The sequence below is a fragment of the Streptomyces curacoi genome (assembly GCF_001513975.1).
GTDB classification, from domain to species: domain Bacteria; phylum Actinomycetota; class Actinomycetes; order Streptomycetales; family Streptomycetaceae; genus Streptomyces; species Streptomyces curacoi.
This window is the reverse complement of the sequence record NZ_KQ947994.1, coordinates 1-22,671: the sequence shown is the minus strand read 5'-3', so window position 1 is coordinate 22,671 and position 22,671 is coordinate 1. Positions and strand designations below refer to the sequence as shown.

19 protein-coding genes are annotated in these 22,671 nt (G+C 69.0%); 9 read left to right on the top strand and 10 right to left on the bottom strand.

Annotation, left to right across the window (positions count from 1 at the left end; genetic code table 11):
- The first annotated feature begins 187 nt into the window (after positions 1-187).
- The 3 genes from AQI70_RS31535 to glxA all read left to right on the top strand — a co-directional run bounded on the left by AQI70_RS31535 (position 188) and on the right by glxA (position 5,188).
- Entirely contained in the window at positions 188-904 is a 717-nt protein-coding gene (locus tag AQI70_RS31535) for a FadR/GntR family transcriptional regulator (protein WP_004000985.1), read from the top strand.
- 325 nt (positions 905-1,229) lie between these two features.
- Positions 1,230-3,254 (top strand): glycosyltransferase family 2 protein, encoded by a 2,025-nt coding sequence (locus AQI70_RS31530; protein WP_062155877.1) that lies wholly within the window; start codon positions 1,230-1,232, stop codon positions 3,252-3,254.
- Positions 3,251-5,188, top strand: a complete 1,938-nt coding sequence (gene glxA / locus AQI70_RS31525; protein ID WP_062155876.1) for a radical copper oxidase GlxA — start codon at positions 3,251-3,253, stop codon at positions 5,186-5,188. Before AQI70_RS31530 ends, glxA begins: the two co-directional genes overlap by 4 nt.
- A gap of 93 nt (positions 5,189-5,281) precedes the next feature.
- Here the strand turns inward: glxA and AQI70_RS31520 are convergent, their stop codons facing one another.
- The 6 genes from AQI70_RS31520 to AQI70_RS31495 form a co-directional block, all read right to left on the bottom strand.
- Positions 5,282-6,313 (bottom strand): glycoside hydrolase family 6 protein, encoded by a 1,032-nt coding sequence (locus AQI70_RS31520; RefSeq protein ID WP_062155875.1) that lies wholly within the window; start codon positions 6,311-6,313, stop codon positions 5,282-5,284.
- Between the two features lie 169 nt (positions 6,314-6,482).
- Entirely contained in the window at positions 6,483-7,148 is a 666-nt protein-coding gene (locus tag AQI70_RS31515; protein ID WP_062155874.1) for a class F sortase, read from the bottom strand.
- Positions 7,149-7,150: 2 nt separating this feature from the next.
- The gene (locus AQI70_RS31510; protein ID WP_062155873.1) at positions 7,151-7,708 is read right to left on the bottom strand and encodes a hypothetical protein; all 558 of its coding nucleotides are present in this window, start codon (positions 7,706-7,708) and stop codon (positions 7,151-7,153) included.
- Positions 7,709-7,864: 156 nt separating this feature from the next.
- Positions 7,865-8,644 carry an HAD-IIA family hydrolase gene (locus AQI70_RS31505; protein WP_062155872.1) on the bottom strand — a complete coding sequence of 260 codons (780 nt, stop codon included), beginning with the start codon at positions 8,642-8,644 and terminating at the stop codon, positions 7,865-7,867.
- An 83-nt stretch (positions 8,645-8,727) separates the two neighbouring features.
- A complete protein-coding gene (locus AQI70_RS31500; protein ID WP_167358927.1) occupies positions 8,728-9,540 on the bottom strand; it encodes a hypothetical protein in 813 nt (270 codons plus the stop codon).
- Between the two features lie 185 nt (positions 9,541-9,725).
- A complete protein-coding gene (locus AQI70_RS31495; RefSeq protein ID WP_079051571.1) occupies positions 9,726-10,871 on the bottom strand; it encodes an ROK family transcriptional regulator in 1,146 nt (381 codons plus the stop codon).
- Between the two features lie 80 nt (positions 10,872-10,951).
- Here AQI70_RS31495 and AQI70_RS31490 point away from each other — a divergent pair, with 80 nt between their 5' ends.
- The gene (locus AQI70_RS31490) at positions 10,952-12,037 is read left to right on the top strand and encodes a Gfo/Idh/MocA family protein (RefSeq protein ID WP_062155869.1); all 1,086 of its coding nucleotides are present in this window, start codon (positions 10,952-10,954) and stop codon (positions 12,035-12,037) included.
- Positions 12,034-12,540 (top strand): heme-degrading domain-containing protein, encoded by a 507-nt coding sequence (locus tag AQI70_RS31485; protein ID WP_062155868.1) that lies wholly within the window; start codon positions 12,034-12,036, stop codon positions 12,538-12,540. The genes AQI70_RS31490 and AQI70_RS31485 overlap by 4 nt, the downstream gene beginning before the upstream one ends.
- A gap of 168 nt (positions 12,541-12,708) precedes the next feature.
- On the opposite strand, the gene AQI70_RS31480 is transcribed toward AQI70_RS31485, so the two are convergent.
- From AQI70_RS31480 to AQI70_RS31465, 4 genes are all read right to left on the bottom strand, one after another.
- Positions 12,709-13,566 carry a fumarylacetoacetate hydrolase family protein gene (locus tag AQI70_RS31480; protein WP_062156041.1) on the bottom strand — a complete coding sequence of 286 codons (858 nt, stop codon included), beginning with the start codon at positions 13,564-13,566 and terminating at the stop codon, positions 12,709-12,711.
- Positions 13,567-13,770: 204 nt separating this feature from the next.
- Positions 13,771-14,484 (bottom strand): YidC/Oxa1 family membrane protein insertase, encoded by a 714-nt coding sequence (locus AQI70_RS31475; protein WP_062155867.1) that lies wholly within the window; start codon positions 14,482-14,484, stop codon positions 13,771-13,773.
- A 129-nt stretch (positions 14,485-14,613) separates the two neighbouring features.
- Positions 14,614-14,925, bottom strand: coding sequence for a DUF6412 domain-containing protein (locus AQI70_RS31470; RefSeq protein WP_062155866.1), 312 nt, complete (start codon positions 14,923-14,925; stop codon positions 14,614-14,616).
- Positions 14,926-15,062: 137 nt separating this feature from the next.
- On the bottom strand, positions 15,063-15,848 hold the full coding sequence (locus AQI70_RS31465; RefSeq protein ID WP_062155865.1) for a class E sortase: 786 nt from the start codon (positions 15,846-15,848) through the stop codon (positions 15,063-15,065).
- Between the two features lie 285 nt (positions 15,849-16,133).
- Between AQI70_RS31465 and AQI70_RS31460 the strand changes: the two genes are divergently transcribed.
- The 4 genes from AQI70_RS31460 to AQI70_RS31445 all read left to right on the top strand — a co-directional run bounded on the left by AQI70_RS31460 (position 16,134) and on the right by AQI70_RS31445 (position 22,609).
- Positions 16,134-17,606, top strand: a complete 1,473-nt coding sequence (locus AQI70_RS31460) for a glycoside hydrolase (protein WP_062155864.1) — start codon at positions 16,134-16,136, stop codon at positions 17,604-17,606.
- Positions 17,607-17,715: 109 nt separating this feature from the next.
- Positions 17,716-18,129 carry a hypothetical protein gene (locus AQI70_RS31455; RefSeq protein ID WP_208607482.1) on the top strand — a complete coding sequence of 138 codons (414 nt, stop codon included), beginning with the start codon at positions 17,716-17,718 and terminating at the stop codon, positions 18,127-18,129.
- Between the two features lie 83 nt (positions 18,130-18,212).
- The gene (locus tag AQI70_RS31450) at positions 18,213-19,235 is read left to right on the top strand and encodes an SEC-C domain-containing protein (protein WP_062155863.1); all 1,023 of its coding nucleotides are present in this window, start codon (positions 18,213-18,215) and stop codon (positions 19,233-19,235) included.
- 236 nt (positions 19,236-19,471) lie between these two features.
- Entirely contained in the window at positions 19,472-22,609 is a 3,138-nt protein-coding gene (locus AQI70_RS31445; RefSeq protein WP_062156040.1) for a DEAD/DEAH box helicase, read from the top strand.
- Positions 22,610-22,671: the final 62 nt, after the last annotated feature.

Below are 22,671 nucleotides of genomic sequence, written 5' to 3'. Positions count from 1 at the left end.
GCGGCTGGGGGTCCGGGGGTCACCCCCCGGGGGATGCAGCATCAACGGGTCCGGGGTTCGAGTCCCTGGCGGCGCACAGACAGTGAAGGCCTCTCGCAACCGCGGGGGGTCTTCGCTTTTGTTCGGCCCGGAAGCCCCTCGTGCAAGCGAGGGGCTTCCGGTGTGTTTGGCCGGATACCCTCTGGCCATGGCAGCGCGTGACCTCCAGGAGCGGATCAAGAAGCTCATCATCGATCGCCGGCTGGCCTCCGGGGCCCCGCTGCCGACGGAGCCCGAGCTGATGGCCCACCTGGGCGCCAGCCGGAACTCCGTGCGCGAGGCGCTCAAGGGGCTCCAGGCGATGGGCATCGTGGAGATCCGGCACGGGTTCGGGACGTACGTCGGGTCGATGTCCCTGGCGCCGATGATCGAGGGCCTCGCCTTCCGCACGGTCGCCGGGCACTACCGGGGCGAGGACACCCTGCTCCAGCTGCTGCAGCTGCGGGAGGCCGTGGAGACGGGGCTGGTGTCGCGGCTCGCGGGGCGGATTCCGGAGGCCGACCTCGTTGAACTGGACGCGCTCGTCGACCGTATGGAAGAGCAGGCGGCGCGGGGCGGCGACGGTATCGCCGAGACCGACCGGGCGTTTCACGCCACTCTCTACCGAGGGTTGGACAACGCGCTGCTGGGCGAGGTCATGGAGGCGTTCTGGGACGCCTTCCACCGTGTTCACACCGATCTCGGCGGCGCTCCGCAGGATCCGCTGGTCACCTGTCGGCAGCACCGGGAGATCGTGGACGCGGTGCGGTCGGGCGAGGCGAGACGGGCGGAGGAGGCCATAAGAGAGCACTTCGGCAACATCCGCGCACGCGTGTCCACAACGGGTACACAACACCCCCACAGGTGCCACAATGAGCGCGTATGACCGGTAAACACCTCGTTTCGCATCTTGCGATCATGCGGAACGGCGTAGAACCCTGGTGATTGGTTTTTCAAGATGCTGCGGATTCGCGGCAGTTGGGGGGCAAGGAGCCGGTTGCCGGTTTTTGCCGGGGAGTAGGGGGCCCCGTTCATGGCCGCATGCCGAGGGGGGCATGATGCAACCGGAAGGTCGCTGTTCCATGTCTAAGGTGGAGAAGATGTGGTGACTGCGGCCCACCACTGATACGCCTGTGACGGTCGAGGGGGACCGGAGCAGCCGTAAATGGAACCGACATACACGCGGTGACCTGCGTGTGGGGGGATGACTCATGACGTCGACGCCGACGGGCGCCCGGCAGAATTTCGACCCGTCTCAGACAACCCAGCTCAGGGTGCCTTCGCATACTCGGACGGGCGCGTTCCGCCGGATCAAGAAGACGCTGCCGAAGTACGACTACGAGCACTACAGCCGGCTGGCCGGTCCCCTCACCCAGCCCGACCCGAACAAGCCGTACCGGGTCCAGTACCGCTCGCTGATCTCGCAGGAGCCGCACCGCATCAGGGTCGCGCTCATGCTGGCCGCGGCCCCGGTGCTCTCCCTGGTCCTGCTGTTCTGGCTGCTCCAGCCCGAGCACTGGACCGAACGGGACTATCCCGCCTTCGACTTCCTGCCGGCGCTCGACATAGTCATGCTCGTCTCGATCGGTCTGATCGAGTTCTTCCGCTGCATGAACGTGCTGTCCAACGCGCACGCCACACTGGTCGCCCGCGACCCGATCCCGGTGGTGCCGGAGACCGGCACGAGAGTGGCCTTCCTCACCTCCTTCGTGCCCGGCAAGGAGCCGCTGGAGATGGTGACGAAGACCCTGGAGGCGGCCGTCAAGCTGCGCCACCGGGGCCTTCTGCACGTCTGGCTGCTCGACGAGGGCGACGACCCGGAGGTCAAGGAGGTCTGCAAGCGGCTCGGCGTGCACCACTTCTCCCGCAAGGGCATCGCGAAGTGGAACCAGGCCAAGGGCCCGCACCGCGCCAAGACCAAGCACGGCAACTACAACGCCTGGCTCGACGCCCACGGCGACGACTACGACTTCTTCGCCTCGGTCGACACCGACCACGTGCCGCTGCCCAACTACCTGGAGCGGATGCTCGGCTTCTTCCGCGACCCGAACGTCGGCTTCGTCATCGGCCCGCAGGTCTACGGCAACTACGACAACTTCGTCACCAAGGCCGCCGAGTCCCAGCAGTTCCTCTTCCACGCCCTCATCCAGCGCGCGGGCAACCGCTACGGCGCGCCGATGTTCGTGGGTACGTCGAACGCCGTACGCATCAAGGCGCTCAAGCAGATCGGCGGCCTGTACGACTCGATCACCGAGGACATGGCGACCGGCTTCGAGATCCACCGCCACAAGAACCCGGCGACGGGCAAGAAGTGGCGCTCCGTGTACACGCCGGACGTGCTCGCCGTCGGTGAGGGCCCGAGCGCCTGGACCGACTTCTTCACCCAGCAGATGCGCTGGTCGCGAGGGACGTACGAGACGATCCTCAAGCAGTACTGGAAGGGCTGGTACTCGCTGCCGCCGAGCAAGCTCTTCAACTACACGATGATGATCATCTTCTACCCGATGTCCGCCCTCAACTGGATCCTGGCCGCGCTGAGCTGTGCGCTGTTCCTGGGCCTGGGCGCCTCGGGTGTGAACATCGACCCGACGATCTGGCTGATGCTCTACGGCAACGCGTCCGCCCTGCAGATCGGCCTGTACGTCTGGAACCGCCGCCACAACGTCTCGCCGCACGAGCCGGAGGGCTCCGGCGGTGTGGCCGGCATGGTGATGTCCGCGCTGTCGGCGCCGCTGTACGCGAAGGCGCTCATCGACTCCGTGCTGCGCCGCAAGAGCAAGTTCGTGGTCACGCCCAAGGGCGACTCGGCCAGCCCCGACCGGTGGTTCGGGACCTTCCGGTACCACTGGTACTTCATCGTGATCTTCGGGGCATCGATCGCCGCCGGGTTCGTGTACGGACACTCGCACCCCGCGATGATCACCTGGGCGACGTTCGCCATGCTGATCACCGCGACGCCGATCTTCGCCTGGCGCTACATGCTGCGTCAGGAGAGGAAGAAGCCCGCCGCGCCGGTGCCCGCGCAGACCGGACCGCACAGCGCTGTGGCGCCGGCGGGGCCGGAGGGCCAGGCCGGGCCGGTCGGGCCGTACCAGCCGCAGCCGATGCCCGCCCAGCACGCCCCGCACGCACACGCGCCCCACGCCCAGCACAAGCCGAGTTGGGCCGCCTCGAACGGCGGCACCGACCAGACCATGCAGATCGCCCTTGGTGGACTTGGGGGACGTAAGGAATGAACGACCGTGCAGGCCGCCGCCGCGCCCGTCGACTCGCGATAGGTACGGCGGTGGTGCTCGCGCTGGCCGGAATGAACGGGCCGTGGCTGTATCGCGTCGGCACCGAGAAATACCACCAGTACCAAATCAACAGACCCGAGTACAAAGCCGAGAACGGCAAGTGGGAGATAGTCGAGTTCCCCGAGGAATACCGCCTGAACACCATTCACGCGGCCCTGTTGCACACCGGCAAGGTGCTGCTGATCGCGGGTTCGGGCAACAATCAGGACAACTTCGACGCGAAGAAGTACGACACCCGGATCTGGGACCCGGTCAAGGGCACGATCAAGAAGGTGCCGACACCGAACGACCTGTTCTGCACCGGCCACACCCAGCTGGCCAACGGCAATCTGCTGATCGCGGGCGGGACGAAGCGCTACGAAAAGCTGCAGGGTGACGTCACCAAGGCCGGCGGCCTGATGATCGTCCACAACGAGAACCCGGACAAGCCGATCACGCTGCCCGCGGGCACCAAGTTCACCGGCAAGGAGAACGGCAAGACCTTCGTCTCCAAGGACCCGGTGCTGGTGCCGCGCGCGAAGAAGGTCTTCGACAAGGCGACCGGCAAGTTCCTGCGCAACGACCCCGGCCTCGGCCGGATCTACGTCGAGGCGCAGAAGAAGGGCGCCAAGTACGAGACCGGCACCCAGGACAACTACCGCGTCCAGGGCCTGAGCGGCGCCGACGCCCGCAACACGTACGGCATCGCGCAGAAGCTCGCCCTCGACAAGAAGGACTTCCAGGGCATCCGGGACACCTACGAGTTCGACCCGGTCGCCGAGAAGTACATCAAGGTCGACCCGATGCACGAGGCCCGCTGGTACCCGACGCTCACCACCCTGGGCGACGGCAAGATCCTCAGCGTCTCCGGCCTCGACGACATCGGCCAGCTGGTCCCGGGCAAGAACGAGGTCTACGACCCGAAGACCAAGAAGTGGACCTACACGGCGAAGGTGCGGCAGTTCCCGACGTACCCGGCGCTGTTCCCGCTGGAGAACGGCAAGATCTTCTACTCGGGCTCGAACGCGGGCTACGGCCCGGACGACGTGGGCCGCGACCCGGGCATCTGGGACGTGGCGACCAACAAGTTCACCAAGCTGCCCGGGCTGAGCGACGCCAAGCTGATGGAGACCTCGGGCACGGTGCTGCTGCCGCCGGCGCAGGACGAGAAGTACATGGTGATCGGCGGCGGCGGTGTCGGCGAGTCCAAGCTGTCCAGCAAGAAGACCCGGATCATCGACCTCGACGCGGACAGCCCGAAGTTCGTGGACGGGCCGTCGCTGGAGAAGGGCACGCGCTATCCGCAGTCCTCGGTCCTGCCGGACGACACCGTGCTGGTGTCCGGCGGCTCCGAGGACTACCGGGGCCGCGGCGACTCCAACATCCTCCAGGCGCGGATCTACCACCCGGACACGAACACCCTCGACCGGGTCGCCGACCCGCTGGTGGGCCGCAACTACCACTCGGGCTCGATCCTTCTGCCCGACGGCCGGGTGATGTTCTTCGGCTCCGACTCGCTGTTCGCCGACAAGGCCAATACCAAGCCGGGCAAGTTCGAGCAGCGGATCGAGATCTACACGCCGCCGTACCTCTACCGGGACGCGCAGCCGTCGCTGTCCGGCGGTCCGCAGACCATCCAGCGCGGCGGGACGGGCACGTTCACCTCGCAGCACGCCTCGTCCATCGAGAACGTACGGCTGATCCGGCCGAGCGCGTCCACGCACGTCACGGATGTCGACCAGCGGTCGGTGGCGCTGGACTTCAAGGCGTCCGGCGACAAGATCACGGTGACCGTGCCGAAGAACCGGAACCTGGTTCCGTCGGGCTGGTACATGCTCTTCGTGACCGACGACCAGGGCACGCCGAGCAAGGCGCAGTGGGTCAAGGTCCCGTAGCGCACACGCACTTGGGGGCGCCCTCCGTCACGGAGGGCGCCCCCAGGCGTTCCCGGCCTTGCTGGCGGCCTTGCTTGCGGCCTTACCGCGGTCTTACTTGCTGGCCTTCGCGAGGTTCAGGGCGTACTCCGCCCACCACTCGCCCGCCTTCGGCCCGCCCTTGCACTCGCCGTCCGACTCACCCGGGCGCTTGACCCACACATACGCGTCGACCAGCGGGTCCGCCGTCTTGGTCGTCGGCCTCTCCCCCAGCGCGCGGCCCGGCGGGTTGCACCAGCGCTCGTTCGGGTCGCCCTCGGTGTAGGGGCCGTTGCCGTTGCGGCTGGTGTCGATCACGAACGGCTTGTTGCCCACCTTGGCGGAGAGCTCCTTGCCGTACGCGATGGAGTCCTTGGTCGTGTAGAAGTTGGAGACGTTGACCGAGAAGCCGTCGGCCTGGTCGATGCCCGCCCGCTTCAGCGGTTCGAAGATCTGGTCGGGGTGACCCCAGCCGGCGTTGCCGGCGTCCAGATAGACCTTGGTGTTCTTCAGGGACTTGAGCTTGGTGACGGCGCCCTTGAGGAGGTCGTAGCGCTCCTCGTGGAACTCGCCGGGCGTGCAGCCGTCCACCATGTGCAGTACGGCGTCCGGCTCCAGGATCACCGTCGCGGGGCGGTCGCCGATGCCCTTGGCGACGCTGTCGACGAACGCCCGGTAGGCGTTGCCGTCGGCGGCACCGCCTCCCGAGAACTGGCCGCAGTCGCGGTGCGGGATGTTGTAGAGGACGAGCAGCGCCGTACGGTCCGCCTTGTCGGCGGCCTCGGTGAAGCCGCGCGCCTGCTGCTCCGGGCTCTCCGGACTGATCCACTCCCCCGTCGGCTGCTCCGCTATTCTGCGGATCGCCTCGGCGTCCTTCTTCTTGCCGGCCTTCGCGTAGTCCACGAGCTGCTGGGCGGCGTTCCCGTCCGGATTCACCCAGAACGGGTCAGTGTCCTTGGGCTGTTGACTGATCCCGGCGTCGGCGTTGCCCTCCGGTTCCTCACCGTCCCCGGAGGAGGAACAGCCCGCGATCAGCAATGCCGCTCCCAGCATCATCGCGGACGTCCGTGCGCGAGCGCCCCTCCAGGCCCCCCTCTTCAGGTACATCCAACTCCCCCCTGGGTGCACTGTTCCAAGGCTCAATCCTGACATACCTGCCCTGGGGCACACGAGGTCGCCGAGTCTTGTCGGAGACCTGTTACAGCCACGGTCACCGCTGGTGCCGGCAGGGGCGTGCGGGTCTCGGCCGGCACCCGTTCCGAAGCCCTTGCCCCTCTTACAGCCCCGTGCCCGTGAGATACGCCGACACGATCACGTTCGCCGTGTAGCTGCGGGTCGCCCGGTCGAAGGTGCCGCCGCAGGTGATCAGGCGCAGTTCGGCCCGCTGCGGGCGGTGGGCGCCGTAGGCCTGCCGGGCGTCGAAGCGGTCCCGGGCGACGACCCGGACGTCCTCCACGGTGAACTCGGCGACCCGGCCGTCGTCGCGGAGCACCCGCACCGTCGCGCCCGGCTGCAGCGCGCTGATCCGGTAGAAGACGGCGGGCCGGGTCTCGGTGTCGACATGCCCCACCATCAGCGCGGCCCCGGCGGCCCCCGGCTTCACGCCGGCCGCGTACCAGCCGACGACGCCGGCCCGGTCGTAGGGCGGCGGATCGATCGCGCCCTTCGGATCGAGCCCCCGGGCGACGACCGGTGCCTGCACGCCGAGGGCGGGGATGTCGAGGCGCTGTGGCAGCGCGTCCCCCAACGGCCGTGCGGCGGGCGGCAGTTCCACCCCCGCGGGCCGTCCGACCGCCGCGACGTCACCCGACACGGGCCCGGATATGCCCTGCCGTACGTCGGTGACCTCCCGCCCCCACATCCACAGCCCGAGCAGCAGCACGGCCCAGGCCGCGCCGATGAGGAGACGGCCACCGTAGCGGGAGCGTTCGTGCTCGGACATGGTCAGCGCTGCCGGCGGCTCCGGCGGGCGCTCCGGAGCGCTACGGCGGTGGCGGCGACGCCCGCGAGGACCAGCCCGGTCACGGTGTGCGCCGTGCCGGGACCGGCCGCACGGGCGTCCACCACGGCGAGCTCCGCGGCGCCACCGCCGCCGGCCTGGACGGGGGCCACCGGCGAGGCGGGGGCGGCGGGCTGCCGCGCCGAGGGCGCCGTGGACGGCGACCCGGGCGCCACGACGGTGAGGGCGCCGGTGCGGGTGGCGTCACCGCAGCTGACCTTCACGTCGTACGTCCCCGCGGTGAGTGTGGAGCGGACGCGGCTCTCGCCGGCGAGCGTGCCGTCGGTGCCGGTGAGCCGTACGTCGGTGACGAAGGCCGCCGAGACGGCCGTACCGGTCCTGCTGCCTGCGCAGTCGCCGACCCGCAGGGCGACGTCGGCGCCCGGGGCGGGGGCCGTGGGGGTCATCGAGATGCCACCTCCGTCCGCCGCGTACGCCGTCGGGGTGAGGGTTGCGGCCACGACCGCGGCGCCCGCACAGAGAGTGACTTTCAGTTGACCCATCGCGAACCTCCAGATATCCCGAGGTTCCGCCTCGGACCGCGGCCCCGCATCCGCAGCGGGGCCGAACTGCTCCGAACGGGTCGTGTTCCGGGCCGACCGGGTTTCGGATCGGGCCGCAGGCTGGGGGTTCGGCGGATCGGGCCGCGGGCCCGGTGCTCAGATCCGGTCGACGAGGTCCGCGATGGAGTCCACGACCTTCGACGGCCGGTAGGGGAAGTTCTCGACCTGCTCGGGCCGGGTCAGTCCGGTGAGCACCAGGAAGGTCTGCATCCCGGCCTCCATGCCCGCCAGCACGTCGGTGTCCATACGGTCGCCGATCATGGCGCTGGTCTCGGAGTGGGCGCCGATGGCGTTCAGGCCCGTGCGCATCATCAGCGGGTTGGGCTTGCCCGCGAAGTACGGCTGCTTGCCGGTCGCCTTGGTGATCAGCGCCGCCACCGCGCCGGTCGCCGGCAGCGGACCCTCGGTCGACGGTCCCGTCTCGTCGGGGTTGGTGCAGATGAAACGGGCGCCGTCGTTGATGAGCCGGACCGCCTTGGTCATGGCCTCGAAGGAGTAGGTGCGGGTCTCGCCGAGGACGACGTAGTCCGGCTCGTGGTCGGTGAGGATGTAGCCGATGTCGTGCAGCGCGGTGGTCAGGCCCGCCTCGCCTATGACGTACGCCGTGCCGCCCGGCCGCTGGTCGTCGAGGAACTGGGCGGTGGCCAGCGCCGAGGTCCAGATGTTCTCGATCGGCACCTCCAGGCCCATGCGGTTCAGGCGGGCGTGCAGGTCGCGCGGGGTGTAGATCGAGTTGTTGGTCAGGACGAGGAAGGGCTTGCCGGACTCACGCAGCTTCTTGAGGAAGGCATCGGCGCCGGGGATCGGAATGCCCTCGTGGATGAGCACACCATCCATGTCGGTGAGCCATGACTCGATGGGCTTGCGGTCTGCCATGTGCGCGATCTCCTGCCGCCGTGCGTGGTGCGTGCGCCCCAGCCTAAGCACAGGCCCGATCTTCAGGGAACGGTCGTGCGACCTCAGCGCCGCCTCCGGGCGAACAACAGCCCCGCGCCGGTCAGCAGGAGGGCCGCCGTGGCGGCGAGGGTCATGGCGGTCGGGGCGGAGAGGCCGGTACGGGCGAGCTCGTCGGCGAGGGTGAGCCGGTTCGCTGCGGTGCCGGGGGTCGCCGAGGCGTGGGGGGCGGCCGAGGCGGCGCCTGCGGCCGGGTCCGTCGGATCGGGGGCGTCGGTCGGATCGGGCGCGTCGGCCGGGTCGGTCGGGTCGGCCGGGTCGGCGTCGATGGTGAAGCGGTAGTCGTTGGACTGGCCGACCCAGTCGCCGTCGTCGTCGTGGCGTTGGACGACCGCAGCGTTGGCGGTGACCTCATTGGGTACGGCGTCCGAGGTGATGGCGAGCCGGACCTTCACGGTGAGGGTCTTTCCGGGGCCCACGGTGAAGCCGGGGAAGCCGTCGAAGGCGCCGACGAGTTCGTCCTCGTCGGTGGTCTCGAAGCGGACGGGGTGGGGGCGGGTGCTGTCCCGGCCGCCGTAGAACTCCAGGCGGGGCTGGGACGGCTCAAGCGCGCGTTCGGCGTCGACGAGGACGACCACGGGGTGGATGCCGGTGCAGGTGCGGCCGGTCGTGTTGGTGACGTCCAGATACCAGGTGCCGTATCCGCCGCCTGCCGTATAGGAGGCGGGGCCGCCATGGAGGCGGGTGGTGAGGGGGAAGGTCCCGCCGTCGGTGGCGCAGCTGGGCAGCGCGGCGGGGGGCTCGGCATGCACCGGGGGTGCCGCGGCGAGAAGGGCGGCTGCTGCGAGGCAGAGGGAAGCGGGCGTGTGCAGTCGCATGAACACATGACCATGCCGGTTGGGGGCGCCTTCCGGGCGCCGCCATTCCGTGGGGTCCCCGCAATTCCCCTCGATCAGCCCACGCGATACGGCCATCCGTACCGCCCCACCCCCGTCAGCGCCCGTCAGCGCCCGTCGGCGCCCGTCGGCGCCCGTCGGCGCCCGTTAACGCCCGTCGGCGCCCCTCACCCCTCAGCCCGCCCGAACAGCGGTGCCAGCAGCAGCTGGGCCGCCCCCTCGGCGACCCCGCGCTCCCCGCCGGAGGCGAGCCGTACCGGCACCGCCTCTGCGCCCGCGCGCCGGGCGCGTTCGTCGAGGACGGCCGTGACTCCGCGTACGAAGGTCTCGGGGGCGGCGGCGACCGTGCGGCCGCCCAGCAGCAGGAGGTCGACGTCGAGCAGCGCGACCAGGTTGCCGGCCGCGACACCGAGCACCCGGGCCGCCTCCGCCGGCTCGCCCCGTGCCACGGCGGCCAGGCACAGCGCCTCGACGCAGCCGCGGTTGCCGCAGCCGCAGGGCGGGCCGTCCAGCTGGACGACCTGGTGCCCGAACTCCCCGGCGCCCGTACGGGTCCCCCGGTGCACCGCGCCCCCGATCACGAGCCCTCCGCCGAGCCCCGCGCCGAAGTGCAGATAGGCGAAGGACGTGAAGGGCGCGGCCTCGTCCCCGACGGCGAGCCCGAGGGCGGCGGCGTTGGTGTCCTTGTCGACCACCACCGGCAGCGAGAGCCGTCGCGCGAGGACGTCCCGCAGCGGGAAGCCGTTCCACTCCGGGAGCCCGGTGACCCGGTGCAGCACCCCGCGCCGATGGTCGAGGGGCCCGGGCAGCGCCACGCCGACCCCGAGCAGGGCACCCGGACGGCCGCCGCCGGCCACCAGCGCCCCCACCTCGCGCACCGCCCGCTCGACGACCGTCTCCGCGCCGGCCCCGAGATCCAGCGGGGTGCCGCGCTGCGCGACCACGGCGCCGGTCAGATCACAGAGCACGGCCGTCAGCTCGTCCCGGTCCAGATGCACGCCCACCGCGTGCCCCGCCTCGGGCACCAGCCGCAGCACCGTACGCGGCTTGCCGCCCGTCGACGCCCGGCGTCCCGCCTCCGCCACGAGGCCCTCCTCCCGCAGCCGGGCGGTGATCTTGCTGACCGCCTGCGGGGTGAGGCCGGTGCGCTCGGCGAGTTCGAGCCGGCTGATGCCCTCGGTGCCGGCCGTGCGCAGCAGGTCCAGCACGAGCGCGGTGTTGTGGCTGCGCAGGGCGCCCAGGTTCACGCCGCCGAGCGCGCCGGCCGCGGCGCTCGCCACGCCCCGCCCGCAACCGCCCGCCGTCCTGCTCAAGCCACCGTCCACGCCATCCGTCACCCGCCCATTCTCTCCCGCGCTTGCACTTTGGCAACAGCGTTGCGAAAGTAGGTCGCATGACTGGTACTCCCGGTACGACTGGTACCCCCCTGCGCGTGGGCCTCATCGGCTACGGCCTCGCGGGCTCCGTCTTCCACGCCCCGCTGATCGCCACCACCGAGGGGCTCGCCCTGGACACGGTGGTCACGTCGAACCCGGAGCGGCAGGAGCAGGCCCGCGCCGAGCACCCGGGCGTACGCGTCACCGCCACCTCCGACGAACTGCTCGCCCGCGCCGCCGACCTCGACCTGGTCGTCATCGCCTCCCCGAACAAGACGCACGTCCCGCTGGCGACCGCCGCCCTGAAGGCGGGCCTGCCGGTCGTGGTCGACAAGCCGATCGCCGGCACGGCGGCCGAGGCGCGGGAGCTGGCGGCGCTGGCCGAGGAGCGCGGCCTGCTCCTCTCCGTCTTCCAGAACCGCCGCTGGGACAACGACTTCCTGACCCTCCGGGGGCTCCTGGCCGAGGGCGAGCTGGGCGACGTATGGCGCTTCGAGTCCCGTTTCGAACGCTGGCGGCCACAGCCGAAGGGCGGTTGGCGGGAGTCCGGCGACCCGGCAGAGATCGGAGGTCTCCTGTACGACCTCGGCAGTCATGTCGTCGACCAGGCACTGGTCCTCTTCGGCCCGGTCACGCGGGTGTACGCCGAGTCGGACATCCGCCGCCCCGGCGCCGAGGCGGACGACGACACCTTCATCGCCCTCACGCACGCCGACGGCGTCCGCTCCCACCTGTACGTCTCCGCGACGACCGCCCAGCTCGGCCCCCGGTTCCGGGTGCTCGGCTCGCAGGCGGGCTATGTGAAGTACGGCCTGGACCCACAGGAGGCGGCCCTGCGCGAGGGCGCACGCCCCGGGCCCGGCTGGGGCACGGAACCGGAGTCCCTGTGGGGCCGCGTCGGCGCCGGGGAGTCCCCCCTCACCGGCGGCGGCCGTGTCGAACCGACCCTTCCGGGCGACTACCCGGCCTACTATGCGGCCGTGGCAAAGGCTCTGCTGGACGGCGGCCCCAACCCGGTGACCGCCCTGGAGGCGGCCGCCGCCCTCGACGTACTGGAGGCGGCCCGCCGTTCGGCCCGTGACGGAGTGGCGGTGACGCTGTGACCCCCAACACCGGGATCACCCCGAAGTTCCATCCGGAGATCACTCCGCCCCTGGAGGAACTGGAGGCGCAGGAACGCCGCCTGGTCTTCCGCCGGTTCACCCACGACGACGCCTGGGCCCTCGGCTCTCTGCTCGTCGAGATGGCCCGGGAGCGCCAGGCCCCCGTCGCCATCGACATCCACCGCGCCGGCCAGCAGCTCTTCCACGCGGCCCTGCCCGGCTCCACCCCCGACAACGACGCCTGGATCGCCCGCAAGCGCCGGGTGGTGGAGCGCTACGGCGCCTCGTCCTACGTCGTCGGGGCCCGGTTCCGCGCCAAGGGCACCTCCTTCGAGGAGTCCTCCCGCCTCGACCCCGACACCTACGCCGCCCACGGCGGCTCGTTCCCGATCAACGTCGAGGGCGTCGGGATCATCGGAGCGGTGACGGTGAGCGGGCTGCCGCAGTGGGAGGACCACAGGTTCGTGGTGGAGGCGGTGGGGGAGTTCCTGAGCAAGGAGTAGGGGCAACGCCCCTGTCCTTCTGGGGCGCGGGCAACTGCGCGACTGGCCTTCTGGGGCGCGGGGAACTGCGCGACTGTCCTTCTGGGGCGCGGGGAACTGCGCGACCAGCCACGTCCTACCCGCGGCTGACGAACCACCCGCAGTTCCCCGGTTCTCCCAGCGGAGCGCTTACGCGTCCTTGAACTCCTGCCGCTGCCGGCCAAGCCCCTCGATCTCCAGCTCGACCACGTCCCCGGCCCGCAGGAACGGCTTCGGCTCGGGCTGCCCCAGGGCGACCCCGGCCGGCGTGCCGGTGTTGATGACGTCACCGGGGTACAGGGTCATGAACTGGCTGACGTACCGGACGACCTCCGCCACCGGGAAGATCTGCTCGGCGGTGGTCCCGTCCTGCTTCAGCTCGCCGTTGACCCAGAGCTTCAGCGCGAGCCGCTGCGGGTCGGGCACCTCGTCCGCCGTGACCAGCCAGGGCCCCAGCGGATTGAAGGTCTCGCAGTTCTTGCCCTTGTCCCAGGTCCCGCCGCGCTCGATCTGGAACTCCCGCTCGGACACGTCGTGCGCCACCGCGTACCCGGCGACATACGCGAGCGCCTCCTCGGCCGACTCCAGATAACGCGCCGTGCGTCCGATGACGACCGCGAGCTCGACCTCCCAGTCGGTCTTCGTCGACTTACGAGGGACCAGCACCGTGTCGTACGGACCGACGACCGTGTCCGCGGCCTTGAAGAAGATGACCGGCTCGGCGGGCGGCTCGGCACCGGTCTCGCGGGCGTGGTCGTGGTAGTTCAGCCCGATGCACACGATCTTGCCGATCCGCGCGAGCGGTGGCCCGACACGCAGTCCGGTGGCATCCAGCACGGGCAGTTCCCCGGCGTCGGCGGCCGCACGGATCCGCCCCAGCGCCGCATCATCGGCAAGCAGCGCCCCGTCGATGTCCGGCACGACACCGGAGAGGTCCCGCAAAACTCCCTCGGCGTCGAGCAGCGCAGGCGTCTCCGCTCCCGCCGTACCGACTCGCAGCAGCTTCATGATCACAGTCTCCCTCGATCGCGGGCGCCCGCCGACGTGTGCAGCCATCGGAGGACTGGTCGATCCTCCAAGGTCCGGTGCCAGTCCGCAATACCCGGTTCACGTACTGGACCGTAGGGGCCGGAACCCGGGCCGCAGGTCGGAGGTGTCGGCACTGGGGTCAGCGACAGAGCGCGGCGAGGTCAGTGACAGGGCACGGCGAGATCAGCGGTAGAGCACGGCCCGCTCCACCGCGCTCCACGTCGTGCTGGTCACCACGTACAGCGCGGCGGCCAGCGGCACCACCGCCACCGTGAAGAGCGTGAAGAAGGACATGAATGGCATGACCTTGCTCATCGCCCCCATCCCCGGCACCGGCGTACCGTCCGCCACCGGCACCACCGGATTGGCGGCCATCATCAGCTTCGTACGGCGGTAGTTGAACGCGGCGACGCAGGCGACGACCACGAACAGCCCGGCGTACACGAGCCCCGCGCCGCCGAACACCCCGCCGTCCCCCAGCGCGTCCGCCCAGTGGCCGCCGAGCGGCGCGGCCAACAGCTGGTGGGTGAGGAGTTCGTTCGCCTGCCCGCCGATGGTCGTGTTCGAGAACAGGTGGTAGAGCAGGAAGAACGCGGGCAGCTGGCACAGGCTGGGCAGACACCCGGACAGCGGGGACACCTTTTCCTCGGCGTGCAGTTCCAGCACGGCCTTCTGCAGTTTCTCGGGGTTCTTCGCGTGCTTCTTCCGCAGCTCGGCGATCTTCGGCTGGAGTTCGGTACGGGCCTTCTGCCCGCGCGCCGCCGCCCGGGACAGCGGATGCACGAGCAGCCGTACGAACGCGGTGAACAGGACGATCGCGGCGGCGGCCGCGGAGGCGCCGAACAGCGGGTCGAGCAGGTCGGCGAGTCGCTGAACAAGGTCGGCGAAAACGGACATGGGTGAGCCCTCCGAGGGTCTCGTCGTGCCGGAGCGATGAGGGAAATGCCGGGAATCGGCATGGCGGCATGACGACCCGCGCGAGGTCACACGGCTCGGAACGGGGTGTCTCCGATGGCGGTGCGTGCCCTACGCGACGGTCGCCGGGAGGGCGTGCCCGGGTGCCCTGGGCCGTGGCCGGCCCGAGGCGTCGGGGTCGCGTTGGGGCAGGAAGGCCGTACGGCGGGCCCGGTCACGGATGGCCGTACGCACCCGGGTGGGCGCAACCGCGGGCGCGGCCCGCGAGGCCAGGAGGGAGCAGACGGCGAACGCGGAACTCGCGGCGGCGGTCGCGGCGAGGGCGACGGTCGCGGAGAGGCTCGTGGTGTCGAGCAGGGCGACCTGGAGGAAGAGCAGCAGCAGCGTGGCGGCGGGACGCGGATTCGCCCAGTTACGGATCACCGGCGCCCCTCCCTCGCGTATCCGACACGGCTCGTCCTGATGTTCGTTATTTCGCTATTCGTTATACAGGATCCGTCATTCGGCCGGACAGGCCCGGCGACCCGGCGACCCGGCGACCCGGTGGCCCGGCGACGGCCCTAGCGGGGCCGCATGGAGACGAGCTTGCCCCAGACCACCAGCCGGTACTTCGACGTGTACTCCGGCGTGCAGGTGGTGAGGGTGAGGTAGTAACCGGGTTCGGTATAGCCGTGGCCCGGCCTGACGGTGGAGCGCGGGACCGGCCCGATGACGCTCCCGTCATGCGCGGCGGTCTGCGGCAGGGTCCGGTCGACGGCGTACGTGTACATGGCGCTCCGCGTCTCGACCCGGATGGTGTCCTCGGGGGCGAGCCGGTTGAGGTACCGGAAGGGCTCGCCGTGGGTGTTGCGGTGCCCGGCAAGGGCGAAGTTGCCGGGCCGGCCCGGCTGTTGGGTGCCGGGATAGTGGCCGACGTAGCCCTTGTCGAGGACGCCGCCCTCGCTGACGCCCTCGGCGACGGGGACGCGGAGGTGGAGGCGGGGGATGGTGAGGATGGCGTAGGCCTGGGACCAGTCGGGGGCGGGTGAGCGGTCGTCGGCGGACGGGCGCCCCGCGGCGGCCGGGCGCTCGGGCGGGCCGGTGGAGGCGGGCGCGGGCGGGGGCGTCGCCGCCGGTACGGCCGTACGGGAGTCGCCGCCCGCCCCGTCCCACTCCCGCTCCAGCGCCCGGACCGCCCGCTCGGCTCCCTCCCTGGCCTCCCGGTTGCTCCACCACAGCTGATGCACGACCAGCAGCAGAAGCACGACCCCGGCGGTGACGAGCACCTCCCCGCCGCCCCACAGCACCCGCCGCCGCAGGGCACGCCGCCGCAGACCGCCGTGCTGCACGACACGAACCCGCACCATCCGTCAGCCTCCTCCACCGGGGCCGCCCGCACGATAGAGGCCGGGGCACGAGGTCTCCAGAGCCGTGCACGCCCGCGTCCGCGTCACGTACGTGTCCGACCCTCCGAACACTTCCTCCCACCACCCCTCCCCCTTCCACCTCCCCTTCCTCCACAGGTTTGAGAAAGGGCTGTCAGAACTCTCGACAACCTCACATGCCACACCCGATGCTTCGTGTCGGCATGAACGGGTCAGGCCACGACGCCGGTTCGACGACGACCGGCCGTTGAACGAAGCGGAGAAGTCATGATCCGACGCAGAACTCTGCTGGCGGCGACAGGCGGCGCACTCTTCGGCAGCGCCCTGGCGACGGGCACCGCACACGCGGACGCGACCATCGCCGTCAACCCCGGCACCTCGTACGGCACCTGGGAGGGCTGGGGCACCTCCCTCGCCTGGTGGGCCAACGTCTTCGGCGCCCGGGACGACTTCGCCGACCTCTTCTTCACCACCAAGTCGGTGACCTACAACGGCACGGCACTGCCCGGCCTGGGCCTCAACATCGCCCGCTACAACCTCGGCGCATGCAGCTGGAACAGCGTGGACGGCGAGTCGATGGTCGAGTCGCCCAACATCCCCGCCTTCAAGCAGATCGAGGGCTTCTGGCAGAACTGGAACAACGAGGACCCCACGTCCTCGGCCTGGGACTGGACGGCGGACGCGAACCAGCGCGCGATGCTGGTCAAGGCGACCCAGCGGGGCGCGACGACGGAGCTGTTCGCCAACTCCCCGATGTGGTGGATGTGCAGCAACCACAACCCGTCCGGCGCGGCGAACGGCGGCAACAACCTCCAGACCTGGAACTACCGCCAGCATGCGTCCCATCTGGCCGCGACGGCGTTGTACGCCAGGAGCAACTGGGGCGTGAACTTCGCGACCGTCGACCCCTTCAACGAGCCGGCCTCCACCTGGTGGACCGCCACCGGCACCCAGGAGGGCTGCCACATGGACCCGGCGGTCCAGGCGGCCGTACTCCCCTACATGCGCAGCGAGCTGGACAAGCGGGGCCTGACGGGCATCCGCATCGCGGCGTCGGACGAGACGAACTACGACACGGCCCGCTCCACCTGGTCGTCCTTCAACTCCTCCACCAAGGCGCTGGTCAGCCAGGTCAACGTGCACGGCTACCAGGGCTCGGGCGGCCGACGCGACCTCCTCTACACGGACGTGGTCACCACCTCCGGCAAGAAGCTGTGGAACTCGGAGACGGGCGACAGCGACGGCACCGGCCTCACCATGGCCTCCAACCTCTGCTACGACTTCCGCTGGCTGCACCCGACCGCCTGGTGCTACTGGCAGGTCATGGACCCGACGGCGGGCTGGGCGATGATCGCGTACGACGCGAACACGCTCCAGCCGACGACCGTCCAGACCAAGTACTACGTAATGGCGCAGTTCAGCCGCCACATCCGCCCGGGCATGCGGATCCTCGACACGGGCGTGAGCTACGCGGCGGCGGCCTACGACGCGGCGGCGCGCCGCCTGGTGATCGTCGCGGTGAACACGAGCACGTCCGCCCAGACCCTCACCTTCAACCTGTCCCGCTTCACGACGGTGAGCGGCGGCTCCGGCGGCCTTGTGCCGCGCTGGAACACGGTGACGACGGGCGGGGACCGGTACCGGGCGTACTCGAACACGTTCCTGAGCGGGAAGTCGGTGGCGGTGCCGTTCGCGGCGAAGTCGGTGCAGACGTTGCAGATCGACGGGGTGGTGATCTGAGCCGGCGGCGGTGACGCGACGGCGGTCCTCCGCAACGTGACGCAACCGGAGGTGTCTCCGGTACGTCCTGTGCCACGTGGCGGATGCGGATGCGGATGCGGATGCGGTCGTGGAACCGGAAGAAGACGATCGCGGGCACCAGAGCCCGGACACCGAGCCCCGTAGCGGGCGCCGGCGCGGCCTGCTGGTGCCCGCCCTGGTGAACCTGGCCCTCGGCGTGCCCGCGATCATCCCGCTCTACCTGACGTACTGGCTGCTGACCGAGTACCTGCCCATGGACTGCCGGGACATCAGGGACATGGCCAGGCCGGACGTGCAGAACTGCAACTTCCACACGCTCGATCACGCGGGCCCGGTGATGTTCGCGCTGGCGCTGACGGGAGCGTTGCTGCTGATGCTGGTGGTGATGGTCGACGTCCTGCGCCCACGCACCCGACCCGACGACGGCCCGGGCAGGTGGCTGGCGACTGCGGCACTGATCCCGGTGCCGTTCGCGACGCTGCTGTACCTGGCCCAGGCATAAGAGCTCCCGGCCCTCCCCCTGCCCTCCCCTTCATCCGTCCTCCGTTCTCACCTCCGTCAGTCATGGGCAGTACGGTGTCCCCCATGCGCCCCGACACGCCTGCCGAAAACGTCGACCACACCGCCGAGGCGGCACGCCTGGAGCGAACCGCCGGCCTCTACCCCGAGGACGCCGAGGCCCTGCTCCTGCGCGCCGCGGCCCACCTGGAACTGGCCGGCGACCGCCCCGCCGCCACCGCGCTCTACGACCGCCTGCTCTCCTCGTCCGTAGGCCTGGAGAACCCGTACCTGGTACGCGCCCTCAAGGCGTCGAACCTCTGGGAGTACGGCCACGAGGCGGAGGCCAGGGCGATCATCGAGGGCGTCCGGACAGCGTCACCGAGAGACCCGGCGCCATGGGTGATCGTCGCGGAGGCCCTGGAGGCCCACGACGAGCTGGAGCAGGCGCAGGAGACCTTCACGGAGGGAGCCCGGCTCCTCCTGACGGACGTACCGGAACCGCCGTACGCCACACACCCGCTCCTCATCGGCCGCCACAGGGTACGGCGGATGCTGGGCGTGCCCCACGACGAGTGGGACACCCTCGCGGACACCCTCCACTCGATGCCGGTCTCCTTGGACGAGCTCCACGACCCCAAGCGCGTCTGGTCCCTGGGCTCGGACAACCCGGCGGAACTGGCGGCGGAGATCTCCCGCCTCCGAGCAGAACTCGGCGCCTACCGCGAGGCACTGTCCCGCCCCTTCCCGGTGGCGGTCCTGCACTGGACGGCGGACGAACTGGCGGAACTGGTGGCCGCGTACCCGTCCCTCGCGGTGGAGTACCCCTCCCATGAGGAGCACCTGGCGACCATAGAGGCCTCCCTGCGCGAGCTGTCGTCCTCCGGCACCCCGAACCTGGGCATCGTCACGGGGACGGTCCCTTCGTACGAGGCCTTCGCGGCTTCGGAGGGGGCATCACCGGAGGACCCGACCCTGCTACCGCAGTATGCGACGACACTGGCGGCCCGGGGGCGGGCTGTGGCTTGGCCGCCGCAGCGGGGGGTGGTTTGTTGGTGTGGGTCGGGGCGGCTTTATGGAGACTGCCACGGAGTGGAGCCACAAGGCTGACGCCCCCACGGCCCAGATGAACGACGTGCAGGGCTCGCTGTCGCGCAGGACATGAAAGCGAGGGAGTCCACAGACTGGTTGTGACACTGATCTGGACTCCCTCGCAGCGGTGCAGGCCCTCCCTGCCCGGACTGCACTCACTGAACGCCTACGACCATTGCCCCTTATCCGAGTGTGCCACCTGCTACAAAAGAGCCATTGCTGTGTGGGGATTGGGGAACAGCGTGGCTCAGCCGATGGATCTGTCGCAGCCTGTCGCGGGTGTTTACGAGGAACTCGTCACCCAACGCATGCATGAGCAGATGGAGCAGTTGAACGCGGCGGGTTGGAAAGCCATCGATGACGAGGTCAGCGAAGAATCATCCCCGCATGTACTAGCCCGACATATCAGTCAGGCCGCAAGTCGGCGACTGAGTCAGCTGCCGCATGACAAGCGCGTCGCCGTCGCGAACCAGATCATCGCGTCTCTGGCGTCCGACCCTGCCGGTCTCGGAAGCAGCGATGCTGTAGAGCTCATCGCCGATGGACCGCGCCAACTCCTCGCTCTGGCCGAGAACGAGGCGCCCGGCGTCTACACGATACGCCCGCTCACACCACTATCGGAGACCGCGCTCATCACCAACTCCCCCGAGGATCCGAGCCTCGGCAGCGAGCTGCGCGCTGAGCTAGCAACAGCTGACCGCATCGATCTGCTCTGCGCCTTCGTGAAGTGGTACGGCCTGCGGGTGCTCGAGAACTCCCTCCGTGCCGCCGCGGAACGCGGCGTCCCCATCCGAGTGATCACAACCACCTATATCGGCGCTACCGACCGCCATGCACTCGACCGACTCGTCCGCGACTTCGGCGCTGAGGTGAAGGTCAACTACGAGATCCGCTCAACGCGCCTGCATGCAAAGGCCTGGCTATTCCGTCGCAAGAGCGGCTTCGATACAGCGTACGTCGGCAGCTCCAACCTCTCGAAGGCCGCACTACTCGATGGCCTGGAGTGGAACGTGCGCCTATCGTCAGTGGCCACTCCGGCAGTGCTCAACAAGTTTCAGGCGACCTTCGACGCGTACTGGAACGACATCGCTTTTGAGTCCTACGATCCAGGTCGCGACGCCCGCAAGTTGGACGACGCGCTGCGCATGGCGGGCGGGTCACCGTCTAACCAAGACTCCAAGATCAGCCTCTCGGGTCTTGAAGTTCGGCCGCACCCTCACCAGGCCGACATGCTGGAGCGCCTGCGCGTCGCACGTGAGGTGCACGGCCACCAGCACAACCTGCTTGTTGCCGCGACCGGTACAGGCAAGACCGTCATGGCTGCCCTTGACTACCGCAATCTGCATAAGGAGTGGGGCGGCAAGCAGTACCCTCGGCTTCTCTTCGTGGCACATCGCAAAGAGATCCTGAAGCAGTCGCTGCGCAAGTACCGCGAAGTGCTCGATGACGCGTCCTTCGGCGAAGCGCTCTTCAGCGGCGAGCTACCCCGCGGCTGGAAGCACGTCTTCGCCAGCGTCCAGTCACTCACCGACCAACGCCTCGACCAGTTCGCCCCAGAACACTTCGAGATCATCGTCATCGACGAGTTCCATCACGCCACGGCTACGACGTATCGCCGCGTTCTCAACCACTTCAGACCGAAGCAACTCCTTGGCCTGACCGCCACGCCCGAACGTGCCGACGGTCTCAACGTCCAGGACACCTTCTTTGAGGGACGGATAGCCGCCGAGATGCGGCTATGGGAGGCTCTCGACAACAACCTCCTCTGTCCGTTCCACTACTTCGGTGTGCCCGACGGCACCGACCTCACCCGCCTCAACTGGCGTGCTGGGACATACGACCAAAGCCAACTCGGTGACTTGCTCTCTGCCGACCACGCTCGGGCCCGTATCGTCATCAAGCAGGTCCGGGACAAGGTGTCTGACCCGATGAGCATGCGGGCGCTCGGATTCTGCGTCAGCAGAAAGCATGCTCACTTCATGGCTAAGTGCTTCCAAGATGCGGGCTTCAAAGCTGAGGCCCTGGACAGCGCCTCGAGGCCTGAAGTCCGTGACCATGTTCTATCTCAGCTCAAGGCCGGAGAAATCCAAGTCATCTTCTCCGTAGATCTCCTCAACGAGGGCTTGGACATCCCCGACGTCGATACGTTGCTCCTCCTGCGCCCAACGAGCAGTGCGACCGTCTTCCTCCAGCAACTCGGGCGAGGACTGCGGCGCACCCCGGACAAGCCCGTGCTCACTGTGCTCGACTTCATCGGCCAGCATCGTGCCGAGTTCCGCTTCGAGGAGCAGTTCCGCGCGATGACCAACTTGTCGCGTAACCGTCTTCTTGAGCACGCTGAGCACGACTTCCCCATGCTGCCGTCCGGCTGCCAGATCATCCTTGAGGGAAAGTCCAAGGATCTAGTGCTGGACAACATCCGCACCCAGCTCAAGGCGACTGTTCAAACCCTTGCCAAGGAAGTTCGAGTCTTCAACACCCCGCTCCTCGCGGACTATCTCCGCGAAAGCCGTCGCGAAATCAGAGAGTTGTACAAGTCAAGCAACTCGTGGACGACGGTGCTACGCCGAGCCGGCCTGGCCGAGCTGCCTGCCCAGCCAGGCGAGGACGATCTGTTGAAGCGCGTGCACGCATTTCTGCATGTCGATGACCGTGAACGTGCTGATGCATACACCCGCTTGTTGAGCGATGACGCGCCGAGGTACGAGTCGCTGAGTCCAAGAGACCAAACCTACGCGCGCATGCTGTTCTTCAACCTCTGGGACAAGGCTGGTGGGTTCAACTCATACGCGCGGGGGCTTGAATCACTTCGTGAGCAGCGAGCACTCCGTAGCGAACTGCGTCAGGTACTCGACCACGTGATGGGGCAAGCCGACCACTTGCCCATTTCTTTGGAGGGCCCGCACGCACACATCCCCTTGAAGATCCACAGCGCGTACAACCGCTCGGAGATACTTGCCGCGCTTGGCGTCGCTCGCCTCGGCGGTCAGATGCCCGGGTCCTTTGCACAGGGTGTCTTGTGGGATGAGTCGAACCAAACGGACGCACTGCTGATCACTCTTGAGAAGAACGAGAAGGACTTCTCCCCCACCGTCCGGTACAAGGACTACGCGTTGACGCCCTCTCTCTTCCACTGGGAGTCACAGAGCACAACCGCAGACACCTCGCCCACGGGCTTGCGCTACCAGCAACACGCCCAACGGGGAAGCCACGTGCTGCTGTTCATGCGACGCTACAAAGACACCGACATCGGCAAGGCCCAACCTTGGATGCTGCTCGGCCCGGCTACCTATGTCCAGCACGAGGGCAGCAAGCCCATGGCTATCACCTGGCGACTGCATTATGAGCTGCCTGCGGATGTGTGGTCATACTCGGCCATCGCTGCGGGCTAGCACCTCGATCTTCAAGCAACCTGGCAGATCTCAACCTCGAAGTGCGACTGCCCCCGCTCGAG